At 55.2% G+C, this 26022-nt stretch carries 20 protein-coding genes and 10 pseudogenes; 23 read left to right on the plus strand and 7 right to left on the minus strand.

Annotation, left to right across the window (positions count from 1 at the left end; genetic code table 11):
* The 4 genes and pseudogenes from ACTBDU_RS09730 to slyD form a co-directional block, all read left to right on the plus strand.
* Window positions 1-387, plus strand: a 387-nt coding sequence (locus ACTBDU_RS09730; protein WP_438806330.1) for a DDE-type integrase/transposase/recombinase, incomplete at its 5' end; no start/stop codon positions are given.
* Window positions 388-437: 50 nt separating this feature from the next.
* Window positions 438-999 (plus strand): annotated as a pseudogene (gene kefG, locus ACTBDU_RS09735) (glutathione-regulated potassium-efflux system ancillary protein KefG).
* Window positions 989-2834 (plus strand): annotated as a pseudogene (gene kefB, locus ACTBDU_RS09740) (glutathione-regulated potassium-efflux system protein KefB). Before kefG ends, kefB begins: the two co-directional pseudogenes overlap by 11 nt.
* A 240-nt stretch (window positions 2835-3074) precedes the next feature.
* Window positions 3075-3562 (plus strand): annotated as a pseudogene (gene slyD / locus ACTBDU_RS09745) (peptidylprolyl isomerase).
* Between the two features lie 48 nt (window positions 3563-3610).
* Here slyD and ACTBDU_RS09750 read toward each other — a convergent pair.
* Window positions 3611-3829: a protein SlyX gene (locus tag ACTBDU_RS09750; protein ID WP_011412100.1), complete on the minus strand. Its 219-nt coding sequence runs from the start codon at window positions 3827-3829 to the stop codon at window positions 3611-3613.
* 322 nt (window positions 3830-4151) lie between these two features.
* Here ACTBDU_RS09750 and ACTBDU_RS09755 point away from each other — a divergent pair.
* The 12 genes and pseudogenes from ACTBDU_RS09755 to ACTBDU_RS09810 form a co-directional block, all read left to right on the plus strand.
* A pseudogene (locus tag ACTBDU_RS09755) lies at window positions 4152-4711 on the plus strand (FKBP-type peptidyl-prolyl cis-trans isomerase); the annotation flags it as partial.
* 300 nt (window positions 4712-5011) lie between these two features.
* Window positions 5012-5734, plus strand: a complete 723-nt coding sequence (locus ACTBDU_RS09760; RefSeq protein ID WP_438806331.1) for a helix-turn-helix transcriptional regulator — start codon at window positions 5012-5014, stop codon at window positions 5732-5734.
* A complete protein-coding gene (gene tusD / locus ACTBDU_RS09765; protein ID WP_438806332.1) occupies window positions 5731-6123 on the plus strand; it encodes a sulfurtransferase complex subunit TusD in 393 nt (130 codons plus the stop codon). Before ACTBDU_RS09760 ends, tusD begins: the two co-directional genes overlap by 4 nt.
* 7 nt (window positions 6124-6130) lie before the next feature.
* Entirely contained in the window at window positions 6131-6490 is a 360-nt protein-coding gene (gene tusC / locus ACTBDU_RS09770; protein WP_438806333.1) for a sulfurtransferase complex subunit TusC, read from the plus strand.
* A gap of 14 nt (window positions 6491-6504) precedes the next feature.
* Complete coding sequence (tusB, locus tag ACTBDU_RS09775; protein ID WP_438806334.1) at window positions 6505-6792, plus strand: sulfurtransferase complex subunit TusB; 288 nt, start codon at window positions 6505-6507, stop codon at window positions 6790-6792.
* A gap of 133 nt (window positions 6793-6925) precedes the next feature.
* A complete protein-coding gene (rpsL, locus tag ACTBDU_RS09780; protein WP_438806335.1) occupies window positions 6926-7300 on the plus strand; it encodes a 30S ribosomal protein S12 in 375 nt (124 codons plus the stop codon).
* Between the two features lie 94 nt (window positions 7301-7394).
* Complete coding sequence (rpsG, locus tag ACTBDU_RS09785) at window positions 7395-7865, plus strand: 30S ribosomal protein S7 (RefSeq protein WP_438806336.1); 471 nt, start codon at window positions 7395-7397, stop codon at window positions 7863-7865.
* A gap of 62 nt (window positions 7866-7927) precedes the next feature.
* On the plus strand, window positions 7928-10033 hold the full coding sequence (gene fusA, locus ACTBDU_RS09790; RefSeq protein ID WP_438806337.1) for an elongation factor G: 2106 nt from the start codon (window positions 7928-7930) through the stop codon (window positions 10031-10033).
* Between the two features lie 71 nt (window positions 10034-10104).
* A complete protein-coding gene (gene tuf, locus ACTBDU_RS09795; RefSeq protein WP_438806338.1) occupies window positions 10105-11289 on the plus strand; it encodes an elongation factor Tu in 1185 nt (394 codons plus the stop codon).
* 532 nt (window positions 11290-11821) lie between these two features.
* Window positions 11822-12016, plus strand: a complete 195-nt coding sequence (gene bfd / locus ACTBDU_RS09800; protein WP_438806344.1) for a bacterioferritin-associated ferredoxin — start codon at window positions 11822-11824, stop codon at window positions 12014-12016.
* 92 nt (window positions 12017-12108) lie between these two features.
* A pseudogene (locus ACTBDU_RS09805) lies at window positions 12109-12177 on the plus strand (bacterioferritin); the annotation flags it as partial.
* Window positions 12178-12287: 110 nt separating this feature from the next.
* Window positions 12288-13290, plus strand: a pseudogene (locus tag ACTBDU_RS09810) (IS3 family transposase).
* A 515-nt stretch (window positions 13291-13805) separates the two neighbouring features.
* On the opposite strand, the gene tsgA reads toward ACTBDU_RS09810, so the two are convergent.
* On the minus strand, window positions 13806-14999 hold the full coding sequence (gene tsgA / locus ACTBDU_RS09815) for an MFS transporter TsgA (protein ID WP_438806339.1): 1194 nt from the start codon (window positions 14997-14999) through the stop codon (window positions 13806-13808).
* Between the two features lie 299 nt (window positions 15000-15298).
* Between tsgA and ppiA the strand changes: the two genes are divergently transcribed.
* From ppiA to ACTBDU_RS09840, 5 genes and pseudogenes are all read left to right on the plus strand, one after another.
* Window positions 15299-15871: a peptidylprolyl isomerase A gene (gene ppiA, locus ACTBDU_RS09820; RefSeq protein ID WP_438806345.1), complete on the plus strand. Its 573-nt coding sequence runs from the start codon at window positions 15299-15301 to the stop codon at window positions 15869-15871.
* A 359-nt stretch (window positions 15872-16230) separates the two neighbouring features.
* Window positions 16231-16398, plus strand: a complete 168-nt coding sequence (locus ACTBDU_RS09825) for a YhfG family protein (protein WP_438806340.1) — start codon at window positions 16231-16233, stop codon at window positions 16396-16398.
* Window positions 16388-16992, plus strand: a pseudogene (locus ACTBDU_RS09830) (putative adenosine monophosphate-protein transferase Fic). Before ACTBDU_RS09825 ends, ACTBDU_RS09830 begins: the two are co-directional and overlap by 11 nt.
* A gap of 464 nt (window positions 16993-17456) precedes the next feature.
* The gene (locus tag ACTBDU_RS09835) at window positions 17457-18038 is read left to right on the plus strand and encodes an aminodeoxychorismate synthase component II (protein ID WP_438806346.1); all 582 of its coding nucleotides are present in this window, start codon (window positions 17457-17459) and stop codon (window positions 18036-18038) included.
* Between the two features lie 107 nt (window positions 18039-18145).
* Window positions 18146-19368: pseudogene (locus tag ACTBDU_RS09840) on the plus strand (aspartate aminotransferase family protein); the annotation flags it as partial.
* 92 nt (window positions 19369-19460) lie between these two features.
* On the opposite strand, the gene ACTBDU_RS09845 reads toward ACTBDU_RS09840, so the two are convergent.
* Both ACTBDU_RS09845 and crp read right to left on the minus strand, forming a co-directional pair.
* Entirely contained in the window at window positions 19461-21545 is a 2085-nt protein-coding gene (locus ACTBDU_RS09845; RefSeq protein ID WP_438806341.1) for a YccS/YhfK family putative transporter, read from the minus strand.
* A 51-nt stretch (window positions 21546-21596) separates the two neighbouring features.
* Entirely contained in the window at window positions 21597-22229 is a 633-nt protein-coding gene (gene crp, locus ACTBDU_RS09850; protein ID WP_438806342.1) for a cAMP-activated global transcriptional regulator CRP, read from the minus strand.
* A gap of 318 nt (window positions 22230-22547) precedes the next feature.
* Here crp and ACTBDU_RS09855 point away from each other — a divergent pair, with 318 nt between their 5' ends.
* Window positions 22548-22955, plus strand: coding sequence for an OsmC family protein (locus ACTBDU_RS09855; protein ID WP_438806347.1), 408 nt, complete (start codon window positions 22548-22550; stop codon window positions 22953-22955).
* Window positions 22956-23040: 85 nt separating this feature from the next.
* Here the strand turns inward: ACTBDU_RS09855 and ACTBDU_RS09860 are convergent, their stop codons facing one another.
* The gene (locus ACTBDU_RS09860; RefSeq protein ID WP_438806343.1) at window positions 23041-23907 is read right to left on the minus strand and encodes a phosphoribulokinase; all 867 of its coding nucleotides are present in this window, start codon (window positions 23905-23907) and stop codon (window positions 23041-23043) included.
* A gap of 189 nt (window positions 23908-24096) precedes the next feature.
* Window positions 24097-24318, minus strand: a complete 222-nt coding sequence (locus ACTBDU_RS09865; RefSeq protein WP_438806348.1) for a YheU family protein — start codon at window positions 24316-24318, stop codon at window positions 24097-24099.
* 128 nt (window positions 24319-24446) lie between these two features.
* Here ACTBDU_RS09865 and ACTBDU_RS09870 point away from each other — a divergent pair.
* A pseudogene (locus ACTBDU_RS09870) lies at window positions 24447-25010 on the plus strand (LysE family translocator).
* 6 nt (window positions 25011-25016) lie between these two features.
* On the opposite strand, the pseudogene ACTBDU_RS09875 reads toward ACTBDU_RS09870, so the two are convergent.
* Window positions 25017-25885, minus strand: a pseudogene (locus ACTBDU_RS09875) (ATP-binding cassette domain-containing protein); the annotation flags it as partial.
* Window positions 25886-26022: the final 137 nt, after the last annotated feature.

Here is a 26022-nt window from a genome sequence, read left to right on the forward strand (position 1 = left end):
AGCAGACTGACCATCAAAGCACTGGAAATGGCATGGAAAACGCGTGGTAAACCAGCCGGAGTGATGTTCCACAGCGATCAGGGTAGCCACTATACGAGCAGGCAGTTCCGACAGTTGCTGTGGCGTTCCCGGATCAAACAAAGCATGAGTCGGCGTGGTAACTGTTGGGATAACAGTCCGATGGAGCCCTTCTTCAGAAGTCTGAAAAACGAGTGGATACCGGTAACGGGCTACATAAGCTTCAGCGAAGCAGCTCATGAAATTACCGACTATATCGTGGGATATTACAGCGCACTCAGGCCGCATGAATATAACGGTGGGTTGCCACCAAACGAATCAGAAAATAGATACTGGAAAAACGCTAACGCGGTGGCCAGTTTTAGTTGACCACTACAAGCGGAAGTCCTATTGCCTGACGACGCTTTGGAGGGGAATTGATCGCTGAGCCGCCCAAAGTTTTGTTGTTGTACGCGCATCCTGAGGCACAGGATTCGGTGGCGAACCAGGTGTTACTCAAGGCTGCGGCAACGCTCAATCATGTCACCGCACATGATCTGTATGCGCATTATCCGGATTTTTTTATCGATATACCTCACGAATAGCAGCTACTGGCGATCACTAGGTAATCGTGTTCCAACACCCGTTAGACACTTACAGTTGCCCCGCGTTGCTCAAGAAGTAGCTGGATCGTGTGCTGACCCGCGGCTTCGCCAGCGGGTCGGCGGCAACGCGCTGGCCGGCAAACATTGGCGGTCGGTTATCACCGCTGGCGATGCCGAGAGCGCCTATCAGACCCGCAGCGCATTGGGGGTGGAGATGATAGATATCCTGCGTCCTTTCGCTCTGACCGCTGCACTGTGCCGCATGCACTGGCAGCCGCCGCTGATTATTTATTGGGCGCGACGCCAGGAGGTGGCACGTCTCGCCCGCTGCGCCGACGATTATGCGCGCTGGCTGTCATTACCCCTGGCGTCGGAGGGCGAAGGTCATGGAAAGTAGTCCTTCTTTTTTTCTGATTGCGGTCGTGCTGTTTCTGTTCGCCGCCGTCGTGGCGGTGCCAATCGCGCAGTGTCTCGGCATCGGCGCGGTGCTGGGCTATCTGGCCGACGGCGATGCCGGCGGCCCCTGGGGCCTGGGCTTTATTCGCGATGTCGATGAGATACTGCATTTCTCGGAGCTGGGGGTGGTGTTCTTGATGTTCATCATCGGCCTGGAGCTGAACCCCGCCAAGCTCTGGCACCTGCGGCACTCGATATTCGGCGTAGGCGCCGCGCAGGTGGCCATTACCGCGGTGCTGCTGGGCGCCGCGCTTACCTTTACCGGTATGCGCTGGCAGGCGGCGCTTATCGGCGGCATTTGCCTCGCCATGTCCTCTACCGTTATTGCGCTGCAGTTGATGCGCGACAAAGGCATGAACCGCAATGAGGGCGGCCAATTGGGGTTTTCGGTGTTACTGTTTCAGGATATGGCGGTGATCCCGGCACTGTCTCTGATTCCGTTTCTCGCCGGCGGCGCCGGCGGGCACGGCTATTGAATGAAGATCAGCATTAAACTGGCGGCGTTTTTTGGCATGTTGGTCGGCGGGCGGCTTCCTGCTGCGTCCGTTGTTTCGCTATATCGCCTCGGCGAACGTGCGCGAGGTGTTTACCGCCGCGAGCCTGCTGCTGGTGCTGGGTGCCGCGTTATTCATGGGATTTGCTTAACCTGTCGATGGCCCTCGGCACCTTTATCGCTGGCGTGCTGCTGGCTGAAAGCGAGTACCGTCATGAACTCGAGATCGCCATTGAGCCGTTCAAGGGGCTGCTGCTGAGCCTGTTTTTTATCTCGGTCGGCATGGCGCTGAATCTGGGGATCCTATATGTGCACGTCCTGACGGTGCTGGCCGGAGTCGCCATCCTGGTGGCCATCAAGGGAACGATGTTGTATATCCTGGGGCGCCTATCGGGGCTGAAACGTTCGGTCCGGTTGCAATTCGCCGGCGTACTGAGCCAGGGCGGGGAGTTTGCCTTCGTTTTGTTCTCGGCGGCGGCCTCGACGTAGAAAATCCTCACCGGCGATCAATTATCGTTATTGCTGGTGATCGTCACCTTGTCGATGATCACCACCCCGATATTGATGTAATTGATCGATCGTATCCTGGTCCGGCGTTATAATGCAGTAGAAGAAAACGATGAAAAAACCTTTGTCAACGACGATGACCCGCAGGTGGTCATTGTCGGCTTCAGCCGTTTCGGTCAGGTGATAGGTCGCCTGCTGATGGCAAATAAAACGCGTATTACGGTGCTTGAGCGTGATATCAGCGTTGTCAGCCTGATGCGCGGCTATGGTTATACAGTGTATTACGGCGATGCCACCGTAACTGGAGCTGTTGCGGGCGGTAGAGGCGGGACAAGGCCAGAACGATCGTCGTCGCGGCCAATACGCCAGAAGATAATATGGCCATCATCCGCCTGTGTCAGCAGCATTTTCCCCAGTTGCAGATTCTGGCGTGCGCGGGCGTGTCGAAGCGCATGAGCTTCTGCAGGCCGGCGTGTCGCGGTTTTCAAGAGAAACGTTTTCCAGCGCTTTGGAGCTGGAACGCAAGGTGCTGCAATCGTTAAATATGCATCCACATCAGGCTTATCGGGCGCAGCAGCATTTCCGCCGGCTGGATATGCGCATGCTGCGTAAGTTGATGCCCCAGGAGGAGGAAGGGGCACAGTTCGCGTGTAAAGGAAGCACGGCGCGAACTGGAAGACATTTTCCAGCGCGAGATGCAACAGGAGCGGCGGCTGCTCGACGGCTGGGGCGAAGATGATCAACAGGGAGAACGACCCTATGACGGCAAAGCGTAAACGCTTCATCGCCGGCGGTATGGCGTGCGGACAATAGCGATCGGGTGGCTTGCGTCAAGTGCGGCTATACCCAGCGGAAGGACGACGACATGATTAGCGCAAAACGACCGGATAAAAAACATTATTGGTATTTTTCATCCGGAGTAATGTTATTAACAGCTTTTTTACGGCTAAAGCATACATACGTGCGGTTTTTGGTTAGAATCAGCGCCAAATGAGTTTCCAATGGTGGGAGAGAGCATGAAAGTAGCAAAAGATCGGGTGGTTCAGTCTGGCCTACCAGTTGAGAACATGAAGACGGTGTATTGGTCAATGAATCCCCGGTGAGCGCATCGTTGGAGTACCTCCATGGCCACGGCTCGCTGATTTCTGGGCTGGAAAAAGCGCTGGATGATCGCGGTGCGGGCGACATCTTCGATATCAGCATCGAAGCCAATGATGCTTACGGCCCTTACGATGAAAATCTGGTGTAGCGCGTACCCAAAGATGTTTTCATGGGCGTCGATGAACTGGAAGTGGGCATACGTTTCCTGGCCGAAACGGGTCAGGTACCGGTAGAAATCACCGAAATCGATGGCGATCATGTCGTGGTTGACGGTAATCCTATGCTGGCTGGCCAGAACCTCAACTTCCACGTGGAAGTCATCGCTATTCGTGATGCCACCGCGGAAGAGCTGGCCTACGGCCATGATCACGACCATGACCACGGTGATGGCTGCTGCCACTAAGCGTGGGGTCCGGGACCCTGAGCGGGCCCCGTACTCGGCGTCACCCGCTCAGTAATGGGGTGGGGGCGTTTCCTCGCTTTGCGAGGCGATGATCGAGGTGTTCTGCTCGCGCAATTTGTCCGACAGCAGGCGCAATTGCTCCTGTAGCCGGCTGATATCGCGCTGGTGGGCCACCACCGTCTGATTCAGTTCCTCAATCGTGACTTCCTGGAAAGCAACCCGTCCCTCTAACACTTCCAGACGCTGTTCCAGCTGCGATAGTTCCATCCTATTTTCCTCTCGGTACCGTTCAAGACCAATGAAACCGGTGTCGCACCGTTCCTATTCTGCGGTTGCCTCGCGCGGGCAACCGCGGTAGACTCTGCCTTGCTTTGCGCAGATCGCCCGCACAAAGCCCATCATTAGGCGGCGATATCAAACCAGGCCGCAATGAAATTGCATTATCAAGAAACTTCTTGTTATAAAAAAAGTCCCAGAAAGGGTTAATCAACCGGCATAGCGATTGTGTTGTGTTTATGCTCACAGCTATAGTATTTGCCTGACTTTGCTATCGACCCTCGGGACCGCTTACTCAGGAAAATGGAAATTTATGAAATCTTTGATTAAAGTATCGCTGCTGGCCTCTACTATGGCATTTGCCTTTTAACGCGAGCAACGCCCTGGCCGCCGATGCAACGGCAGGTGCTACCCCGCCGGCGACCGCAGCACCCACCAGCGCCACCTCGGACAAATTCAAAAGCAGCGAAGATCAGGCCGCCTATGCCTTGGGCGGCCTCCCAGGGACGTTACATGAATAGTTCGCTGAAGGAGCAGGGGGCCAAAGACAATGCCGCCAAAGGCGACAAATACCGCGCCGACTACGCCAAGGAAAAGGGCGTGAAAGAAACCGCCGACGGCGTCCTGTATAAAGTGGATAAAGCCGGCACCGGCAACGCGCTGACCGATAGCGATTCGTGGTGAACTATAAAGGCACCCTGGTCGACGGGACGGAATTCGATAATTCCTACAAGCGCGGCAAGCCGCTGTCCTTCCGCCTGGACAACGTTATCCCTGGCTGGATCGAAGGGCTGAAACATATTAAGAAAGGCGGGAAAATCCAGCTGGTTATTCCAGCCGGAGCAGGCTTACGGCAAAACCGGCGTTCCCGGACGCGGGCGCGCAGCAGAAATAACGCTGCCGTCCTCCCAAACGGGCAGCGGCCCGTATGCCCTTTGCAAGCCATCCCCGTGGGATGGTTTTTTTCGCCGCGCTGCCGGCCAAACGCTGTCACCGTTTAAGACTGCCGCGCGCGGCGGGCGGATAATATCACTGCCGAATAATAAAAAACTTCACCAAACACAAGAACAGCGTTTTGCCGGATTTGCTAGACTAGCGGCCGCATAACAGAATTACAGCTAAATCTGCCCGATACTATCCCGGCAGATTCACAACCACAGGTGGTATTTCCACATGTCTACGTCTCTTCCTTATTCTGATGCCGGCGAGCTGGATTTATTGGACGAACGTCCATTCAGCGCCGTGGATCATGAAATTCTCGCCTCTTATGAGGCCGTCGTGGATGGCCTGGCGATGCTTATTAGCGGACATTGCGAGATTGTATTGCACTCCCTGGAGAACCTGAAATGCTCGGTGGTGCCTATCGCCAACGGCGAACATACCGGGCGTAAAGTGGGGTCGCCGATATTGGATCTCGCGCTGCGCATGCTGGATGATATGGCGGGAGAGGACAGCAGCGTCTCCCGCGCCTACTTTACCCGGGCTAAAAATAGCGTTCTGATGAAATCGGTCACCATTGCCATCCGCAATCGCGAGGAACGGGTGATAGGGCTGCTGTGCATTAACATGAATCTGGACGTACCCTTCTCGCAAATTATGCAAACCTTTATTTCGCCGGAAACGCAGGACATCGCCACCTCGGTGAATTTTGCCTCGTCGGTTGACGATCTGGTGGCTCAGACGCTGGAGTTCACCATTGAGGAAGTTAACGCCGATCGCAACGTATCCAACAACGCCAAGAACCGCCAGATCGTGCTCAATCTGTATGAGAAAGGCATCTTCGATATCAAGGACACTATCAATCAAGTTGCCGACAGGCTCAACATCTCCAAGCACACGGTTTACTTATATATCCGTCAGTTTAAGAGCGGTGATTTCGTGGGGCAGGAGCGGTGAGCCTGGACTATTGCCTGATGGTTACCGGCCCGGCCTATGGCAATCAGCGCGCCAGCAGCGCGCTACAGTTCGCCCGGGCGCTCCTGGCGTGCGGCCACCGCCTTGGCACGGTATTTTTTTACCAGGACGGCGTGCATAACGCCAACCGCTTGAATGCGCCCGCCGGCGATGAGGTGGATCTAGTGCGCGCCTGGCGCGACCTGGCGCAGCAGCATCAGGTGGCGCTGCATGTTTGCGTCGCCGCCGCCCTGCGTCGTGGCGTGACCGATGCCCTTCAGGCGTCGCTGCTTAAGTGTAGCGGCGAAAATCTTCAGCCCGGCTTTGAGCTCAGCGGCCTGGGCAGCCTGGCACAGGCGGCGCTCGGCTGCGATCGCTTTATCCAATTCTAAGGCTTTCATGAACCGTATCGCATTTGTTTTCACCCACGGTCCGCACGGCGAGGCCGCCGGACGGGAAGGGCTTGACGCGCTGTTGGCGACATCGGCATTGGCGGAGGATATCGGCGTCTTTTTTATCGCCGATGGCGTATTGCTGTTGCTGGCGCAGCAGCAGCCGGCGCAAATCCTGGCGCGCGACTTTGTCGCCACCTTCGGCGTGCTCTCGCTGTATGATGTGGACAGGCTTTATCTCTGCGCCGAATCGGCGGCGGAGCGCGGTCTGGATGCCGATGCCGGCTGGGTATTGAACGCCGAATGGTTGTCGGCGACGAACTGGCGCCAGCGTCTGAGCGCCTATGATACCGTGATGACGTTTTAACGCCGAAGGCGCCCATGCTGTATACCCTGAGCCGTTCTCCCTATGCCTGCGATCTGGCGGCGCTGCTGCGTCTCGTGCAGCCCGGTGACGACCTGCTGCTGCTGTCCGATGGCGTTATCGCCGGGCTCACCGGCTCACTGGCCGCGTGCGCGCTCGGTGCCTCTCCCCTGACGCTGCACGCGCTGGAAAACGATATTGTCGCTCGCGGGCTGTCTGCTCATTTTTCGCCCAATATCGCGATAATCAGTTATACTGATTTCGTCAGGCTGACCGAAAAACAGCCGCAGCAGATGGCGTGGTAAGCAAGGGTGAGATGTATATTTCTTGACACCTTTACCCGTCAGCCATAAAATCCTGCGTCCTAGTATTTTTCCCTGCGGCATCACGAGGCGGCTTGTTACGTGTTTACGAAGCAAAACCCAGGAGCTTTATTAAATGGCAACGATTAACCAGCTGGTACGCAAACCGCGCTCCATGAAGGTTGCGAAGAGCAACGTTCCGGCGCTGAACGCCTGTCCGCAGAAACGCGGCGTATGTACCCGTGTATATACCACCACCCCGAAAAAACCGAACTCCGCGCTGCGTAAAGTATGCCGTGTTCGTTTAACCAACGGGTTTGAAGTCACCTCCTACATCGGCGGTGAAGGTCATAACCTGCAGGAGCACTCCGTGATCCTGATTCGCGGCGGTCGTGTGAAAGACCTGCCGGGTGTGCGTTACCACACCGTTCGTGGCGCGCTTGACTGCTCCGGCGTTAAAGACCGCAAGCAGGGGCGCTCCAAGTACGGCGTGAAGAAGCCAAAGGCTTAATGGTTCTCCGTTAAGTAAGGCCAAATGTTTTATTAACTCTGTCAAAAAACGCATTGAGTTTTGGACAACTCTGAATTAACAACGGAGTATTTCCATGCCACGTCGTCGCGTCATTGGTCAACGTAAAATCCTGCCGGATCCGAAGTTCGGATCTGGGCTTTTGGCCAAATTTATTAACATCCTGATGGTAGATGGCAAAAAATCTACCGCAGAAGCAATCGTCTATACCGCGTTGGAGACCCTGGCTCAGCGTTCTGGTAAAAATCATCTGGAAGCTTTTGAAGTAGCCCTGGACAACGTGCGTCCGACTGTCGAAGTCAAATCGCGCCGCGTCGGTGGTTCTACTTATCAGGTGCCAGTAGAAGTCCGTCCGGTTCGTCGCAATGCCCTGGCAATGCGTTGGATCGTTGAAGCTGCTCGTAAACGCGGTGATAAATCTATGGCTCTGCGCTTGGCGAACGAACTTTCCGATGCAGCAGAAAACAAAGGTACTGCTGTGAAGAAACGTGAAGACGTTCACCGTATGGCAGATGCCAACAAGGCGTTCGCCCACTACCGCTGGTAATCGCACCGCAGTAGTCACGCCGGGTTAGCTCGAAATGAACGCCCCAGTAATCGAGGATTCAAATGGCTCGTATAACGCCCATCGCACGCTATCGTAACATCGGTATCAGTGCACACATCGACGCGGGTAAAACCACCACGACTGAGCGTGTCCTGTTCTACACGGGTGTGAACCACAAGATCGGTGAAGTTCATAATGGCGCTGCCACCATGGACTGGATGGTGCAGGAGCAGGAACGTGGTATCACCATCACGTCCGCCGCGACCACCTGTTTCTGGGCGGGCATGGCCAAACAGTTTGATTTGCACCGCATTAATATCATCGACACCCCGGGACACGTTGACTTCACCATCGAAGTAGAACGTTCCATGCGCGTGCTCGATGGCGCCGTGATGGTTTACTGTGCGGTTGGCGGCGTGCAGCCGCAGTCTGAAACCGTGTGGCGTCAGGCAAACAAATACAAAGTGCCGCGCATCGCGTTCGTCAATAAAATGGACCGAATGGGCGCCAACTACCTGCGCGTAGTTGAACAGCTGAAAACCAGTCTGGCCGCTAACCCAGTTCCGATCCAGCTGCCTATCGGCGCGGAAGAAAAATTCACCGGTGTCGTCGACCTGGTGAAGATGAAAGCGATCAACTGGAGCGAAGCGGACCAGGGCGTGACCTTCACTTATGAAGACATCCCTGCCGATTTGACCGAGCAGGCCGACAAATGGCACCAGCATCTGGTGGAATCCGCAGCTGAAGCGTCTGAAGAGCTGATGGACAAATACCTGGGCGGCGAAGAGCTGACCGAAGAAGAGATCAAACACGGTCTGCGTCAGCGCGTTCTGAACAACGAAATCATTCTGGTTACCTGTGGTTCCGCGTTCAAGAACAAGGGCGTGCAGGCTATGCTGGATGCGGTCATTGAGTATCTGCCGGCACCGACTGACGTTGCTGCCATTAACGGCGTACTGGAAGACGGCGAAACCCACGCTGAACGTCATTCCAGCGATGAAGAGCCGTTCTCGGCGCTGGCGTTTAAAATTGCTACCGACCCGTTCGTCGGCAACCTGACCTTCTTCCGCGTCTACTCCGGCGTCGTCAATTCCGGTGACACCGTGCTGAACTCGGTGAAGGACAAGCGCGAGCGTTTCGGCCGTATCGTCCAGATGCACGCCAACAAGCGTGAAGAAATCAAAGAAGTGCGCGCCGGCGATATCGCCGCGGCCATCGGTCTGAAGGACGTCACCACCGGGGATAGCCTGTGCGATACCTCTGCGCCGATCATCCTTGAGCGTATGGAATTCCCGGAGCCGGTTATCTCCGTTGCCGTGGAACCAAAAACCAAGGCCGACCAGGAAAAAATGGGTCTGGCACTGGGCCGTCTGGCGCAGGAAGACCCGTCTTTCCGCGTGTGGACCGATGAAGAGTCCGGTCAGACTATCATCGCCGGTATGGGTGAGCTGCACCTTGAAATCCTCGTCGACCGTATGCGTCGCGAATTCAACGTGGAAGCCAACGTCGGTAACCCGCAGGTGGCTTACCGCGAAACCATCCGCTCCACCGTCGAGCAAGAAGGTAAATTTGTTCGTCAGTCCGGTGGTCGCGGTCAGTTCGGTCACGTTTGGCTGCGCATCGAACCGATGGAACCGGGTGGTAAAGGCTACGAATTCCTGAACGAAATCGTCGGTGGTGTGGTACCGAAAGAATACGTTCCGGCGGTAGATAAAGGCGTTCAGGAACAGCTGAAAAGCGGTGTTCTGGCCGGTTACCCGATCGTAGACGTCCGTGTTGCCGCCTTCGATGGTTCTTACCACGAAGTCGACTCCTCGGAAATGGCGTTCAAGATTGCCGGTTCCATGGCGTTCAAAGAAGGCTTCATGAAGGCAAAACCGGTTCTGCTGGAACCCATCATGAAGGTCGAAGTTGAAACGCCTGAAGACTACATGGGTGACGTGATTGGTGACTTAAACCGTCGTCGCGGTATGATTGACGGTGTGGAAGACACCACGATCGGTAAAACCGTTCGTGCGCAGGTCCCCTTGTCTGAAATGTTTGGTTATGCTACTAAACTGCGTTCACAGACTCAGGGCCGTGCTTCTTACTCCATGGAGTTCCTGAAGTACAATGAAGCACCGAACAACGTTGCACAGGCCATTATCGAAACCCGCAGAGCCAAGTAAGCTTTAAGGGTCACAATTAATATCCCGTGCTTTCACCAACGGGTGAAAGCATAAGAGTAAGGAATATAGCCGTGTCTAAAGAAAAGTTTCAACGCACCAAACCCCACGTTAACGTCGGTACTATCGGCCACGTTGACCATGGTAAAACGACCCTGACCGCCGCCATCACCACCGTCCTGGCCAAGGCCTACGGCGGTAGCGCGCGCGCATTCGATCAGATCGACAACGCGCCGGAAGAAAAGGCCCGTGGTATCACCATCAACACCTCGCACGTTGAATACGATACCCCGACCCGTCACTACGCACACGTAGACTGCCCGGGACACGCCGACTATGTGAAAAACATGATCACCGGCGCGGCGCAGATGGACGGCGCTATTCTGGTGGTTGCCGCGACAGACGGCCCGATGCCGCAGACCCGCGAGCACATTCTGCTGGGTCGCCAGGTCGGCGTACCGTACATCATCGTGTTCATGAACAAATGCGACATGGTTGATGACGAAGAGCTGCTGGAACTGGTTGAAATGGAAGTGCGCGAACTGCTGTCGCAGTACGACTTCCCGGGCGACGACACGCCGGTTATCCGTGGCTCGGCGCTGAAAGCGCTGGAAGGCGATGAAGCCTGGACCGCCAAGATCATCGAACTGGCAGAAGCGCTGGACAGCTACATTCCGGAACCGGAACGCGCCATTGACAAGCCGTTCCTGCTGCCGATCGAAGACGTGTTCTCCATCTCCGGCCGCGGTACCGTGGTTACCGGTCGTGTAGAGCGCGGCATCGTCAAAGTGGGTGAAGAAGTGGAAATCGTCGGCATCAAAGACACCACCAAAACCACCTGCACTGGCGTTGAAATGTTCCGTAAACTGCTGGACGAAGGCCGTGCCGGCGAGAACGTGGGCGTCCTGCTGCGCGGTACCAAGCGTGACGATGTAGAGCGTGGTCAGGTTCTGGCTAAGCCGGGCTCGATCAAGCCGCACACCCAGTTTGAATCAAAAGTTTATATTCTGAGCAAAGACGAAGGCGGCCGCCACACGCCGTTCTTTAAAGGCTACCGTCCGCAGTTCTACTTCCGTACGACTGACGTGACCGGCACCATCGAACTGCCAGAAGGCATTGAAATGGTCATGCCTGGCGACAACATCAAGATGGTTGTTAACCTGATTGCTCCGATCGCCATGGACGACGGCCTGCGTTTCGCTATCCGCGAAGGCGGCCGTACCGTTGGCGCTGGCGTTGTTGCCAAAGTTATCGCTTAAGACAATACGTATTATCAGCCAATGCCGGCATTAAGCCGGCAGTATAAAAGGGCGCCTCGGGCGCCCTTTTTTTATGCATGTCGGCTCCCGGTTTCACCTTTGACAAGCGGTGCTGCGGTAACGACTATGCGTAAAAAAGAGTACGCCGCCAACAAGACCGTTATTACTAATGACCTGCTAGCTGACCGCAGAGAAAGATTACCTATAACAACAATCGGCCCCTTGAGCGGCCAATAAGACCACCAGTAGCGTGTGAACCGCCGTGCGACACCTTATAAAAAATTACTAGTTTGATACGCTGCAGTTAGCGCCGTTATTGCGCGTTTACCTCGCTATTTAAGCTGTGCAGCGCACCCCGTTGGCTCATGACTCTCAGCAAGCGTAGCCTAGCGGCACACCGATAAAAAATGCGCTTTTTACCGGCTAAAGATTAGCAGTTTATTGAATAAAACGCAAACAGCAATACTTTCGCTGTTGTAATAACACTCGTTCTCATCTAAATTAGCGTGAGATTAGTCAGTGAGTGCCAGCAATGTATGTTTGTTTATGTAATGCGGTTAGCGACAAAGTTATACGCGCCGCAGTGAGGCAACACCAGCCCCAGACTTTTAATCAATTGAAACGACTGGTGCCGGTAGGTACCCAACGCGAAAAATGCGTTTGCGCGGCGCGCCGTATAATGGAGGATGAACTACAGCACATCGCACCATTAGAAAATATTGCCTGAAAAAGTGGGGTTATCACTTTGCAATACTCTGTCGCAGTTATATTCTGATATAACACGCAACGTGGGGGTTCGCCACGAAAAGTAATGTTCAGATTATCAATTATCTCAACAAGGTGCTTGGCAACGAGCTTGTGGCTATCAATCAGTATTTTGTAGTGGCACACTGAATTTGGCCACCTGAACAGAAGTGATATGCTCACCTCAGAACAACACGGGTGCGCCAATGAAAAGAAGAAATTTTAGTCTTGAATTCAAACGCGAATCCGCTTAACTGGTTGTCGACCAAAATTACACCGCCGCGCCAGCAGCAAAAGCCATGGACGTCGGCCTTCCTACGATGAGGAAATGGCTAAAACAACTGCGTGATGAGCGACAGGGGAAAACGCCAAAAACCTCTCCTATAACCCCGGAACAAATCGAAATACGTGAGCTCAAGAAGAAGGTACAACGCATTGAAACGGAAAACGAAATATTAAAAAAGGCTACAGGCTCTTGATGTCAGACTCCCTAAACAGTTCTCGTTAATCGGGAAACTCAGAGCGCATTGTCCTGTGGCCACACTCTGCCACGTGTTCAGGGTTCATCGCAGCAATTACAAATACTGGGAAAGTCGACCTGACAGGACAGACGGCAGGCGAACGGTATTGCGCAGTCAGGTTCATGAACTGCACAATATCAGCCATGGTGCCGCTGGCGCGAGAAGTATCGCCATCATGGCAACCCAGAGAGGCTTCCGGATGGGGCGCTGGCTCGCAGGCAGGCTCATGAAAAAGCTGGGGTTAGTCAGTTGTCAGCAGCCGACGCACAGGTATAAGCCGTGGCGGTCAGAAGCATGTTGCGATCCCGAATTATCTTGAGCGCCAGTTCGCTGTAACGGAGGCAAACCAGGTATGGTGAGGCGATGTGACGTATATCTGGACCGGGAAACGCGTGGTAAACCAGCCGGAGTGATGTTCCACAGCGATCAGGGTAGGCACTATACGAGCAGGCAGTTCCGACAGTTGCTGTGGCGTTACCGGATCAAACAAAGCATGAGTCGGCGTGGTAACTATTGGGATAACAGTCCGATGGAGCGCTTCTTCAGAAGTCTGAAAAACGAGTAGATACCGGTAACGGGCTACATAAGCTTCAGCGAAGCAGCTCATGAAATTACCGACTATATCGTGGGATATTACAGCGCACTCAGGCCGCATTAATATAACGGTGGGTTACCACCAAACGAATCAGAAAATAGATACTGGAAAAACGCTAACGCGGTGGCAAGTTTTAGTTGACCACTACACACTATTGTGGCCGAAAGCCAATAGCGCCCATGTCCAGCTGAACAGATTAGCCCCAATCAGTGCCGCCAATACAGCGGGGCGCGAGAAACGGCGAGGGAAGCTCCGGTCATGGTCACAAAATCCTTATAGACAGGGAAAGGGTAAACGTTTGTGCGCTCGGGAACATCGTGGGATACCGCGGCAACTGACGGCGTACCGAGTCTCGTGACGGCCTTCCCGGCAGCGGACGGGCGCGGGCGCAACATGCCACGGCGCAAACGATTGCAAGTCAGATCAATCCAGCCTTTTACGGCGTGCGAAACTACTATGATATGATGAAGAAAAGTGGATAAATAGATGATGTTGAGTTGCATTAACGCGGCGCCGTCAGAACCCGGCGCGGCGATCGTTTCCGGCAACAATCGGCATGGAAAGGGTCTGGCCTTGGGCGCACAGTGCTCGCCGGGCCACCGTTGAAGGGGAGAGTGGTGAAAGAGGCCGGCTTGTTGCCCAAGCCGGCCTAGACATTAGCTGATCACCTGGCTATGGGTACGGTGACGGCTGACTAACCCGAGAAGCAGGCAAAGAACAAACACCTTAACATACAATATATTGCAGATTTGCAGCGCCGCGCTGACGCCATAACGGGCGACAATAGGGCCGGTAACGACAAACGTCAGCATGGTGCCGATCGTGCCGCAAGTCAGAATAAAATTGACCAGCTTGGGCGATGTTACCCGGGTCTGCTGCGATCCCAGCGTGATAATCGTGGTGTAAATGGCGCTGGAAACAAAGCCCAGCGCCAGCAAACACCAGGGCAGCAAAGCGGGGTCGCCGGCGTGGATAAACAGATACATGAAAAACGCCGATAGCGCTGCAAGCACCGTGACAGTACGCTGCAAATCGAAAAAGCGCAGCAGTGCGCTAAAGACCCACATCCCGATCATATAGGCGGTCCAGAAATTACCTACCAGCCCGCCGGCCTGTTGAATATCCATATCAAAACGCGACGTCGCGTATTCCGGAACCCAGGAGATGAAACCGAGCTGACCCAGGATGTAGCAGAGTGCGGCCAGCGCCAGCAGCGCCACGCCCGGCCCCCAGGATTCCCGCGTTTGCTGCCTCTTTTGGCCCGCGGTGTCGGCGTCGCGCGCGCTCAACACCGGAAAATCGGACAACAGGGTAAGGATAAAAATCACCACATACACCCCGCCGATGCAGGCATATACCCAGTACCACGTGATCTCGCGTGCCAGCAGCACGCCGGCCAGCATGGGGAATAGCGTACCGGCCATACTGAAGAACGAGTCGGTAAACAACAGACGCGAGCCGCGCTGCCGCCCCGCATACAGATGGGTGATAAGATAGGTGCCGATGGACATCGTAATGCCGCTGACGACCCCTAAAACAAACATCGACAGGGAAAATATCGTCAGATTATGGCCACTCATTAACCCCAGGACCGCCAGCACCATTAGCAGAAAGCCAAATATTAATTGCCGTTTAAGCGGAATGATTTCCATCAGCCAGGCATTGAGAAAAATCGCCGCTAATATGCCTGAGTTAAGGAACGTGAAGGTATTGCTCATACGTGAAATAGGTAACTGGAAGTAGTCGGCGATGTTACCCAGCACCACACCGGTGACGATAACCAGCGCACCCGTGAGACCATAAGAGAAGAAACTAATCCATGTTAGTCTTAATTTATTGTTTTGATTCATTTTAAACCTAGTTTTAATTTGATATCGACCGATGAAAGCCTGGCCTCTAAAGTGATGACATCCTGCTTGTCTGTGGGAGGCGCGATCTTATCATCGCTTATTTATTATTTGTTGTTAAATGTCTGGCAGAAAATATTTTCACCGGCAGCAGGTGGGAAGGGTGGGCGTTTCATCACACTTTGGTCGGCACCGACGTAAATACTCCGCTACGTAAAAAAAGGTAAATGGCTGGCACTGCCGGAAACGGCTCTTTAGAATCTAATCGCTTCCCGTGGCCTTATCTCTTAAAAGGAATTCTTATGCTCAAACGCTCTCTGGCGACCGCTGCTACCCTGCTTGCCCTGACATTTTGTTCTGCGGGGGTGTATGCTGCGGCACAGGACTCTCATGTGCTGTTGACCACTTCGGCGGGTAATGTCGAGCTGGAATTGGACAGCGCCAAAGCGCCGGTTTCGGTGAATAACTTTGTGCAATACGTGAACAGCGGGTTTTATAACAACACCATTTTCCACCGCGTGATCCCCGGCTTCATGATCCAGGGCGGCGGATTCAATCAAGACATGTCGCAAAAGCCCACCCAGGCACCAATCAAAAATGAAGCCGACGATAGCCTGCGCAATGCCCACGGTATGATTGCCATGGCGCGAACCGCCGATAAAGATAGCGCGACCAGCCAATTCTTTATCAACGTGGCGGACAATGCTTTCCTCGATCACGGCCAGCGCGATTTCGGCTATGCCGTGTTCGGCAAGGTGGTGAAAGGGATCGAGGTGGCGGATAAAATTGCCCAGGTGCCCACCAAGAATGAGGGGCCATATCAGAACGTACCGGTTAAGCCGATTGTCATTCTCTCTGCCAAAGAGCTGCCCTAGAGCTAAACCTAAAGGCTAAAGGCATCGACGCATAACGGCAGCGGCCTTGCAGTAGGGGCCGCCGTTATGTTGCCTGGCGCGAGCTGACGTCCGATACCCCGCGGCGCAGGCTTTCTGGCGCAGATGTCGCCTACCCGTTGGGGTCGTCCCCTCCCTCTGCGTATCCGTGTCGGGAGGGGCGCTGTTGCCTGACGCGCATCATCACCGCAGATTTTTAATTGTTCGCGGCCGTATCTGGCCAGATCTTCTTCTTCCTGTTGCCGATGAAGTCAGCTCGCTCCGGCTGTCCCAGCGAAGCCGCTAATGCGGGTTATACTTACTCTTTCCAGGAACCCGGCAGTCTCTGACAGGAGCGACTGATGAAAGAAATGACCGAGAAACAAAAAGCGCGGCTATTTGCACAGCGCCGAAATGAAAATTTTTGCGCCAGTACCCGGCTTGAAGGTTATGACATCGCGCCAGTCACGCTGGAAGGCGAAGCACTCTCTGCCCGTCTGGACGCGCAGAGGAGGCACTATGAACGATAAAATCAGCGACGATCGCGATCCTTATCTTTATCCGGGCCTGAAGGGTGCTGCGTAATCGCCTGAATATTCGTAAAGCCGAGAACTGCAAGAGGCGGAACTGGCGCTGAGCGCGCTGCGCACCGCCTCGCTGGAGCTCGGACCGGCCACGATGGAGTTGCTCTGGTTGTGCGCTATTCACCATCAGCTTTTCCAGGATATTTATCCCCGGGTGGACCAGTTGCGCAGCGTGGATATCTATCAAAACGACACCCGCTTTTGCCACTTTGCCTGTCTGGGGAAACGAAAGGCAATGCGGTGATGCAGCGTTTGGAAGAAGAAGATTGTCTGCGCGACCCGGCGTTTGAGCTGTTCTGTGACAAAGTGGCGATTTATTACGCCGATATCAATATGTTGCACCCTTTTCGGGAGGGGAATGGGCGGGCGCCGCGGATTTTCTTTGAACAGCTGATTATCCATGCCGGCTATGATATTCACTGGCATCCCATCAACCGGCAGGACTGGCTGAATGCCAACGAGGCCGGGGCGTTTGGCGATCCGGCGCCGCTAGGCGCATTATTTCGGCTGGCGGTGAGCGAGCCGGAGGAGCATCGTTAACTCCCTCCGCGCGGCGACCTGCTCTTTCACAACATCAGCGCTCGCAAGGTAGGCGCACCTCAATGTGACACCTTGACCGCCAGGCGGCAGGCTTGCCGACGACTTTCCTGTCCGCGCGGCGTTAACACCGCCTGCTGGCGGGGTATCCCCACCGCAGCTACCCCCTGACCCCCTGAACTCGGTATTACTCGCTGATGAACGGCGTTTGAGACCGGGTTGCACCTCAGCCTGTGCCGGCATACTGCCTGCGGGTAACAAAAAAGCGCGGCTATACAGCCGCCGAATGCCGGTTCTCCCGGTGCGCGAGACCCCGGCCTAACGTCTTTTCATACCGGACTTTTGCGGTAACGTCCGTAGTCACGTTGCCGCCGTTGTCGTACACTCGCTTCGAATCGAAATTCGGCGTCGAACGGCATGCAAAGGCGTGGCGGCAGAGGCGCATGAACTATAGTTTAAGGAAGATTATGAACGGATTGCTGATAATCGATAATTACGACTCATCCACCTGGAATCTTTATCAGTATTTCTGTGAACTGGGGGCGCAGGTGATGGTGCGTCGTCATGACAGTCTGGATCTTGCGGATATCGAGCGGCTGGCGCCGGCGCGATTGGTCATCTCCCCCGGTCCGGGTAACCCGGACGAGGCGGGGATCTCCCTTGCTGCTATTCGCCATTTTGCCGGCAAACTGCCGATCCTGGGGGTCTGTCTGGGGCATCAGGCTATCGGTCAGGCGTTCGGCGCGCGTATCGTTCGTGCACGTCGGGTCATGCACGGAAAAACCTCTGTTATCTGGCACGATGGACAAGGGGTATTTGCCGGTCTGGCGCAGCCGTTGACGGTAACACGCTACCACTCGCTTATCATTGATGCCGCCAGCGTGCCCTCCTGTCTGGCGGTGACCGCCTGGAGCCAGCGCGAAGGGGAGCCGGATGAAATTATGGCCATCCGCCATCGTTCCTTGCCGCTGGAAGGTGTACAGTTTCATCCTGAAAGCATCAGGAGTGAACAAGGTCATTCTTTGCTGGCGAATTTCCTCAACCGTTGACGCCGGTCTATTTTTTTTAGACGGCAATAGCGCTTGACTTTGGCGTGACTTTTTAGTCATATTATATGACTATATTTTCATTTCTTATCACACCTTAAACAGAGTAAATCCCTTATAAAAACAGACGATACGCAGTCACCCGGGAAACGTTCAATCAGGTTATTTTGCCAGTTTATGCACCAGCGCAGTTCATTCCAGTGAAAGGCGTCGGCAGCCGAGTTTGGGATCAGCAGGGCAGAGAATATGTCGATTTTTCCGGCGGCATCGCGGTTACCGTGCTGGGGCACTGTCATCCGGCGCTGGTGGCGGCGTTGAGATCGCAGGGGGAAACGTTGTGGCATACCAGGAACGTTTTTACGAACTAACCGGCGCTGTGCGCCTGGCGCGTAAGCTTATTCATGCGACCTTTGCCAATCGCGTATTCTTTGCCAATTCCGGCGGCGAGGCGAACGAGGCGGCGTTTAAACTGGCGCGCCACTACGCCGTCCCCCGCCACAGTCCATACAAGACCAAAATCATTGCGTTTCATAATGCCTTCTATGGCCGCACGCTGTTTACCGTGTCGGTGGGAGGACAGCCCAAGTATTCCGACGGGTTTGGGCCGAAACCGGCGGATATCGTCCATGTGTCGTTCAACGATCTCGACGCGGTGAAAGCCGTCATTGATGATCACACTTGCGCTATCGTTCTTGAACCGATACAGGGGGAAAAGGGCATTACCCCGGCGACGCCGGCATTTTTGCAGGGCGTGCGGGAATTATGCGATAAGCATCAGGCGCTGCTGGTGATGGATGAAGTGCAATGCGACATGGGCCGCAGTGGCAAATTGTTCACCTATATGCATTATGGCGTGCAGCCGGATATTCTGGCCACTGCCAAGGCGTTGGGCGGCGGATTCCCCATTAGCGCGATGTTGACCACCGAAGACATTGCTTCAGTCATGGCGATCGGCACCCACGGCACGACTTACGGCGGTAACCCGCTGGCCTGTGCGGTGGCGGAAGCTGCGCTGGGCGTCATCAACTCCCCTGAGGTGCTGGCCGGTATCAATGAGCGTCATGAGCGTTTCATTCAGGCTTTGCATGACATTAGCGCAAAGCATCATGTTTTCACCCAGGTGCGCGGTCGCGGTATGGGGCTACTGTTGGGTGCGGAGCTGGCGCCGGGCTTCCAGGGATGGGCACGGGATTTCCTGCATGCCGCCGCGCTGGAAGGAGTCATGATCCTCAATGCCGGCCCCGATGTGATTCGCTTCGCCCCCTCGCTGGTGTCGGCGTTTGACGATATTGCCGAGGGGTTGGCGCGCTTTGAGAAAGCCGTGGCGCACGTCCCCCCCCCCCCCGCGCGGCTTAGCGGGCGAACGGCAGGCTTGTCGGCGAGTTACCAGCAATACTGCCGTCGAAGGTTTCCCCGCCTGCGGCGCTAGTCCGGCGGCGTATCGCGCAAGCGGCGCGCAAGCCAAAACCCGTGCTGTGGCCGCTGTGGCCAGGCCACCGACGAGATGGTGTGCATCACGCCAAGATGGAACAAAATGCGCCGTAGATGGCGCTCCATCAGTGTTACCGCCTGATCCTGTGGTCCGTTGGTATTGAAAATTCCCGGGTTCTCGGTGCTCGGGCCGTCATATTCCAGCCGCTGCTGACAACTTTGCAGCGCCACCTCGCAGGAGGCCAGATAATCGGCCGCAAGCGTAGCAGTCAGCATATAGTGATCGCGCGCCAGCGTGGTCATGGCGTTGATGTGTTCCACAATAAACTGACTGTGGAACACCCACAGGCGCATATCGCTCAGGTAACGGGAGTTAAACCCTGGCTCCTGCATCGCCTGGCTTAGGGAAGTGAACAGGGCATTATGCGCCTGATTGACCCGCATGCGGGCATAGGCCAACGCCGGCGCAGTGAGGTCAGGTTGCAGCAGCAACCGTAGCGCTTCCTGGTCGCGCTCCAGCGCCTGGTGGGCATTTTTGCGCAGCAGCCCGCTCTGCCATTGCGGCCACAGCCAAAGCGTGCCGCCAAACGCCAGCATACAGCCAATTAAGGTATCGACCAGCCGCGGCAGTAGGAAATGTGCGCCGTTTAACGACAGCAGTTGCAGGGTATACACGGTCACCACCGTCATGCCGCTCATCGCCAGACCGTAATTTTTACGCAGCACCAAATAGCCGGCAAGCGTCACCAGCAGCATGCCGGTCAGGATAACGCCGTCGCCCATCTGCAACTGGAGCGACCCCGCGGCGATGACCAGACCCGCCAGGGTGCCCAGCGCCCGATGCTGAATGCGCACCCGGGTAGCGTTATAGCCATTCTGGCTGACAAACATGATAGTCATCAGGATCCAATAGGGTTTCGGCAGGTTGAATACCAGGCCCAGACTACTACCAACAGCCAGCATAAGGCCCAGGCGGGCGGCATTACGCAGCGCCATGGATTTAAGGGAACAATAACTTTTAAGCGCCGGCCAGAACGGCAAACGTTGCCGGTTATCCGCCATTACATCACGACGATAAAGCGGACGTTGGGAGCACAACAGGCGGTAGATGCGGCTGAAATGGAAATAGCAGAACTGGCCTACCGGATTATCCGGATGGTGGCGAGCGATCTTTTCCAGCGCCGACAGGCCGGCATCGGCAGAAAAACGATCGGGCGGGCGATGATAAAGAATATCGTCAGCCAGAACGCGCAGCCGGGCGGCGGCGACACGCGCGTTATAGCGCAATACCGCCTCGGCGTGGCTTTGCGGCACCAGCTTTTGCACTTCGTCCGGCTGGTGCAGGCTCACCGCGATATTCTCTTGTAAATCCAGCGCAACCTGGAAAGCGCGCAGCAGTCTCTTGTACTGGGTGAGATGGTTAGTGGAGAGCATATGCAACTGCTGATACACCTGCGCTATTTGGTCGATGACTTTCTGCTGGCGGGCAAACAGCGGCGGCAGCGCGCTGTCGGGATCGGTATGCTGAGTCAGCAGGCTGTATTTTGCTTCAATATAATCCGCCAGCTCGCGGTACAGCAAACTGAGCGCTTCGCGCATCGGCTGCTCTTGCCACAGCCGGAACCACAGCGCGTTGAACAGCCCATACCAGGCGGTCCCCGCCACATAGAGCAGCGGCGGCAGCCAGAGCGGCACATTACCGGTCAGTCCCAGGGTAAATACCGCGGCGATAAGCGATGCCGGCAGCAGACGGCCATGCAGCGGACTGATTTCGCCGCTGATGCCAAACAGAAGCGCCAGGCCCAACATGACAAACGGCAGCGGGGCGCCGTGCGCCAACAGCAACTGGATAAATATACTGCTCAGGGCAAACAGCGAGCCGCCGACGACCAGCCGTTTAAAGAAACGCTTATGGAGCTGATCGAGCCCGGCGATGTTACAGCAGGCTGGCACCAGAGAGAACAGCAGCCCCTGTTGCAGACTGTTGAACATTAGGGCGATGGCGACCGGCAGGCACAGGACTATCGTTTGCCTCAGGGCATAATTTACTTCGGGGTGATAAATGAGTCTGCGCCACATAAGTCAACTAAAGGGGCGTGGCCGTCCTGACCATGCCCGTGGTGAGAGAAATTAGCGGGTACCGTAAACGACAATGGTTTTTCCGTGGGCAGAGATAAGATTCTGATCCTCAAGCATTTTCAAGATACGGCCGACCGTTTCCCGTGAACAGCCGACAATCTGGCCGATTTCCTGCCGGGTAATTTTGATTTGCATACCGTCCGGATGGGTCATGGCGTCCGGCTGCTTGGCCAGGTTCAGCAATGTTTGCGCGATTCGCCCGGTCACATCCAGGAAGGCCAGGTTGCCGACTTTCTCTGAGGTTACCTGCAGGCGGCTGGCCATTTGTGAAGACAGACGCATCAAGATGTCGGGATTCACCTGAATCAATTGGCGAAATTTCTTATAGGAGATTTCCGCCACTTCACAGGCCGCTTTCGCCCGCACCCAGGCGCTGCGCTCCTGCCCTTCTTCAAACAACCCCAGCTCGCCGATAAAATCGCCTTGATTAAGATAGGAAAGGATCATCTCCTTGCCCTCTTCATCCTTGATAAGCACCGCGACGGAGCCTTTGACAATGTAGTAGAGCGTTTCTGCCTTTTCACCCTGGTGAATCAACGTACTCTTCGATGGATATTTGTGAATATGGCTATGAGACAGGAACCATTCAAGAGTCGGGTCTGTTTGCGGTTTGCCGAGAACCATTCGCTGTTATCCTCTTTTGTCATCGCTGTCCTGTGTAAGGAGCAGCGTATTCCCTGTAAGGTAATGTGTTATCATGATGTCATTTTGTTCATAAACGAAACCCAGCAAGGGAACTTATCAGGGTCTAATGTTGGTGACGTTTTGATCGCTCTCTTGCTCTTTCACTGTCAGTGAGTTCGATCCTGCCTTGTTTTTAGCATAGCTTTGAGAGACTGTCTTGTGTTGTCTTGATTCAGCATGATGCATCTGCGGTTACATTGCCAGTTTGCCGGCGAAAAGGTAGTCTTTATATAAAGAATTTTATCAGGAGTTAACGTTATACAAACGCGAGTGAAGTGGGTGGAAGGGCTATCATTTATCGGCAAATCCGCCTCGGGCCATCAGATTATCATGGATGGCAACAGCGGCGAAAAGGCCCCCAGCCCGATGGAAATGCTGTTGATGCCCGCCGGCGGCTGTAGCGCTATTGACGTGGTATTGATTCTGCAAAAGGGTCGCGCCGACGTGCGCGACTGCGAGGTCAAACTAACGCCGACCCGCCGTGAAGAAGCGCCGCGTCTGTTTACCCATATCAATCTGCATTTCATTGTCACCGGCCGCGACCTGACGGATAAGATCGTGGAGCGGGCGGTCGTGCTTTCGGCGGAAAAGTACTGTTCGGTATCGCTGATGTTGGGCAAAGCCGCCAGTATCACGCACAGCTTCGAGGTGCGTAACCTCGACTGAGAACAGGGACTGGCGGCAGAGCGGCGGCGATGCGCGAATAACCGCGGATTGGCGTCGCTTGCAACAGGACGCCATCGCTGCCGGTTTAGCGAATTCGTTTTCCTTCCAGCAATTGTTTGACCAGCGGCGCCATAATCAATTCCATTGCCAGACCCATTTTGCCACCCGGCACCACCAGCGTGTTGATGTTAGAAATAAACGATCCCTGCAGCATAGCCAATAAATAGGGAAAGTCAATGTCCTCCAGGTCGCGGAAGTGAATGACGACAAAGCTTTCGTCCAATGACGAAATCGCTTTAGCTGCAAAGGGATTAGATGTGTCCACCGTCGGCACCCGCTGAAAGTTGATATGGGTACGGGAAAATTGCGGCGTAATAAAATTGATGTAATCTTCCATGGAGCGCACTACGGAATCCATAACGGCTTCGCGCGAATGACCGCGTTCATTAGTATCGCGCACCAATTTTTGGATCCACTCCAGGTTAACTATCGGCACCACGCCCACCAGCAAATCCACATGCCGCGCAACATCGTTTTGTTCGGTCACGACGCCGCCGTGCAGCCCTTCGTAGAAGAGGACATCGGTCGGCTCTGGCAGTGGCTGCCAAGGGGTAAAGGTACCGGGAACCTGATTATAGGGAACCGCTTCGTCATAGGTATGCAAGTATTTACGCGCTTGTCCGCGCCCGCTTTCCCCATAGTGGTAAAACGTGCTTTCCAGCAGATCGAAGTTATTCTCATCCGGGCCGAAATAACTCACGTGCCGGCCTAAATCACGCGCTTTACGAATAGCCAGAGCCATTTCCGGCCGGGTGAAGTGGTGAAAGCTGCCGCCCTCCAGCTCCGCGGCGCGGATATTCAATTGCTGAAAGATTTTGCGAAAAGCCAGGCTGGTGGTGGTACCGGCGCCGTTGGAGCCGGTAACCGCAATAATCGGATGTTGTGCTGACATGCTGTGACCCTAATAATGTTAATAACCTCTGTCAAATGACGTGCGGTCGGGCGCAGGTTATTGTTATCACGTCTAACACCGCAGGGCCACCGCGAAGCTTGCTCGTTTCCGCTGTGCGTTAGCCGGGAGCAGGGCGGCCGTCACGGCCGAACGGCCCTGGTTGCGGGGTTGACCGCACCGGCGGCGCTGCTAATCGGGACGATATTGGGCGCGCGGCATAATGTTAATGCTTTCATGCAGTTCCGACCACACCAGCACCGCTTCGCCGGATTGCACCTGGCGTAACACATCCGCGACCTTTTGCTGCAGGCTTTTTTCCTGTAAGCCATAATCCGTGCCTTCGCGCAGCACAAACGATTCGATCAAATTATACAGCGTGGTGGGATCAATCTGTTGCCAGGGAATGATCATGATCGGTATTTCTCCAGTGGTTGGCGGGTCGGCGGCGTGACGAAATTTCACCGACAATTCGCTTGTCGAATCGGCACCGCGCTGTTAATTTCATAAGCGTCATTGTCGGGAGCGATAGTGCGGGATGTATGGAGCTGGGTCTGTTTTTATCGATGCTGGGTTTTCTCTGGGTTGTCGCTATCACTCCCGGTCCAAATAATATGCTGCTTACCGCCTCGGCTGCCCATTTCGGCTTTTGGCGTTCCATGCCGCTGCTGGTGGCCTGCGGCGTCGGCGGCCTCATCACGCTCTATCCCGCCCTGCATTTTACGCTAAAAGTGACCGGCAGCCTCAACTTGCTGTGGTTTTCTTGGAAAATCGCGACCGCCGTTTATGAAAAGCTGGACACCGATACGGCGCCGCCGCAGCCGGTGCCATTTTATCGAGGCGGCCTTTTACAGTTTCTCAATCCGAAAGCGTAGCTGATGGCCCTGGGCGCAGTGGCCAGCTTCAGCTTGGCCGGGGAAGCGTACGCGGGTTCGGTGATGGCGATAAGCATCGGTATCGCCGCCGTCAATATTGACTCGGGCGCCATCTGGCTGGCTTTTGGCACGGTGATTGGCCGGCTGCTGAAAAGGCGGCGTGCCTGGACGGTATTCAATCTGCCCATGGGGCAGCTGACCGCCGCCTGTGTCGTGCTGATTTGGCGCTGAGCGCGGCTATTCTGCGTCGAACGCCTTTGTCAGCGCCTCCAATTGTTCCTGCGCTCCCAGCCAGCCCAGCTCTGCCTCTTCCAGCGCCGATTTGAGTTTACCTTGTTGCTGCAGGCAGTCGTTTAGCTCGCTTTTGCGCGCGCTGTCGCCAAGCTGCCCTTCAACCTCGGTTAGTTCCGCCCACAGCGAAGCCAGTTGTTGCTCATAGCGACCGATGGCCTGGCGCAGCGGTTGGGTCTCTTTGCGGAATTCCGCCTCGCGCCGTTTCTGATCTTTGCGCGTCTGTGCCGTGTTCACGGCGGCAGGCGGGGCGTCCGTATCGGTATTTGGCCCGCGCGGCCGCTGTTGTTCCGCCAGCCACTGCTGATAATCCTCCAGATCGCCATCAAAGGGCGCGACCTGACTATCATGCACCAGATAAAATTCGTCAGTGGTGGAAACGCAGCAGATGACGATCGTGGAACACCACAATCAACGCGCCATCGAAGTCGATCAACGCTTCGGTCAGCGCCTGACGCATGTCCAGATCCAAATGGTTAATGGGTTCATCAAGCAGCAGCAGATTAGGACGCTGCCAGACGATTAACGCCAACACCAGCCGCGCTTTCTCGCCGCCGGGAAAACGCGCCGTCTGCTCCGTCATTTGGTCGCCTTAGAAGCCGAAGCCGCCCAGAAAATCGCTCAGCGACTGCTCATACGCCTTTGGCGGCAGCCGGCTGAGGTGCTGTAGCGGCGTCTCATCGGCGCGCAAGAATTCGAGTTGGTTGTTGGGCAAAGTGGCCAAGCTTAATGCCTTTTGCCAGCGACAGAGTCCCCGACTGCGGCGCCAGGGTTCCGGCCAGCAGTTTGATAAGCGTCGATTTACCGGCGCCGCTTGTAGTGTGCAGTGGCACACTGAATTTGGCCACCTGAACAGAGGTGATATGCTCACCTCAGAACAACACGGGTGCACCAATGAAAAGAAGAAATTTTAGTCCTGAATTCAAACGCGAATCCGCTCAACTGGTTGTCG

This window comes from Sodalis sp. (in: enterobacteria), from assembly GCF_051710625.1.
Taxonomy (GTDB): Bacteria; Pseudomonadota; Gammaproteobacteria; order Enterobacterales; family Enterobacteriaceae; genus JBPESN01.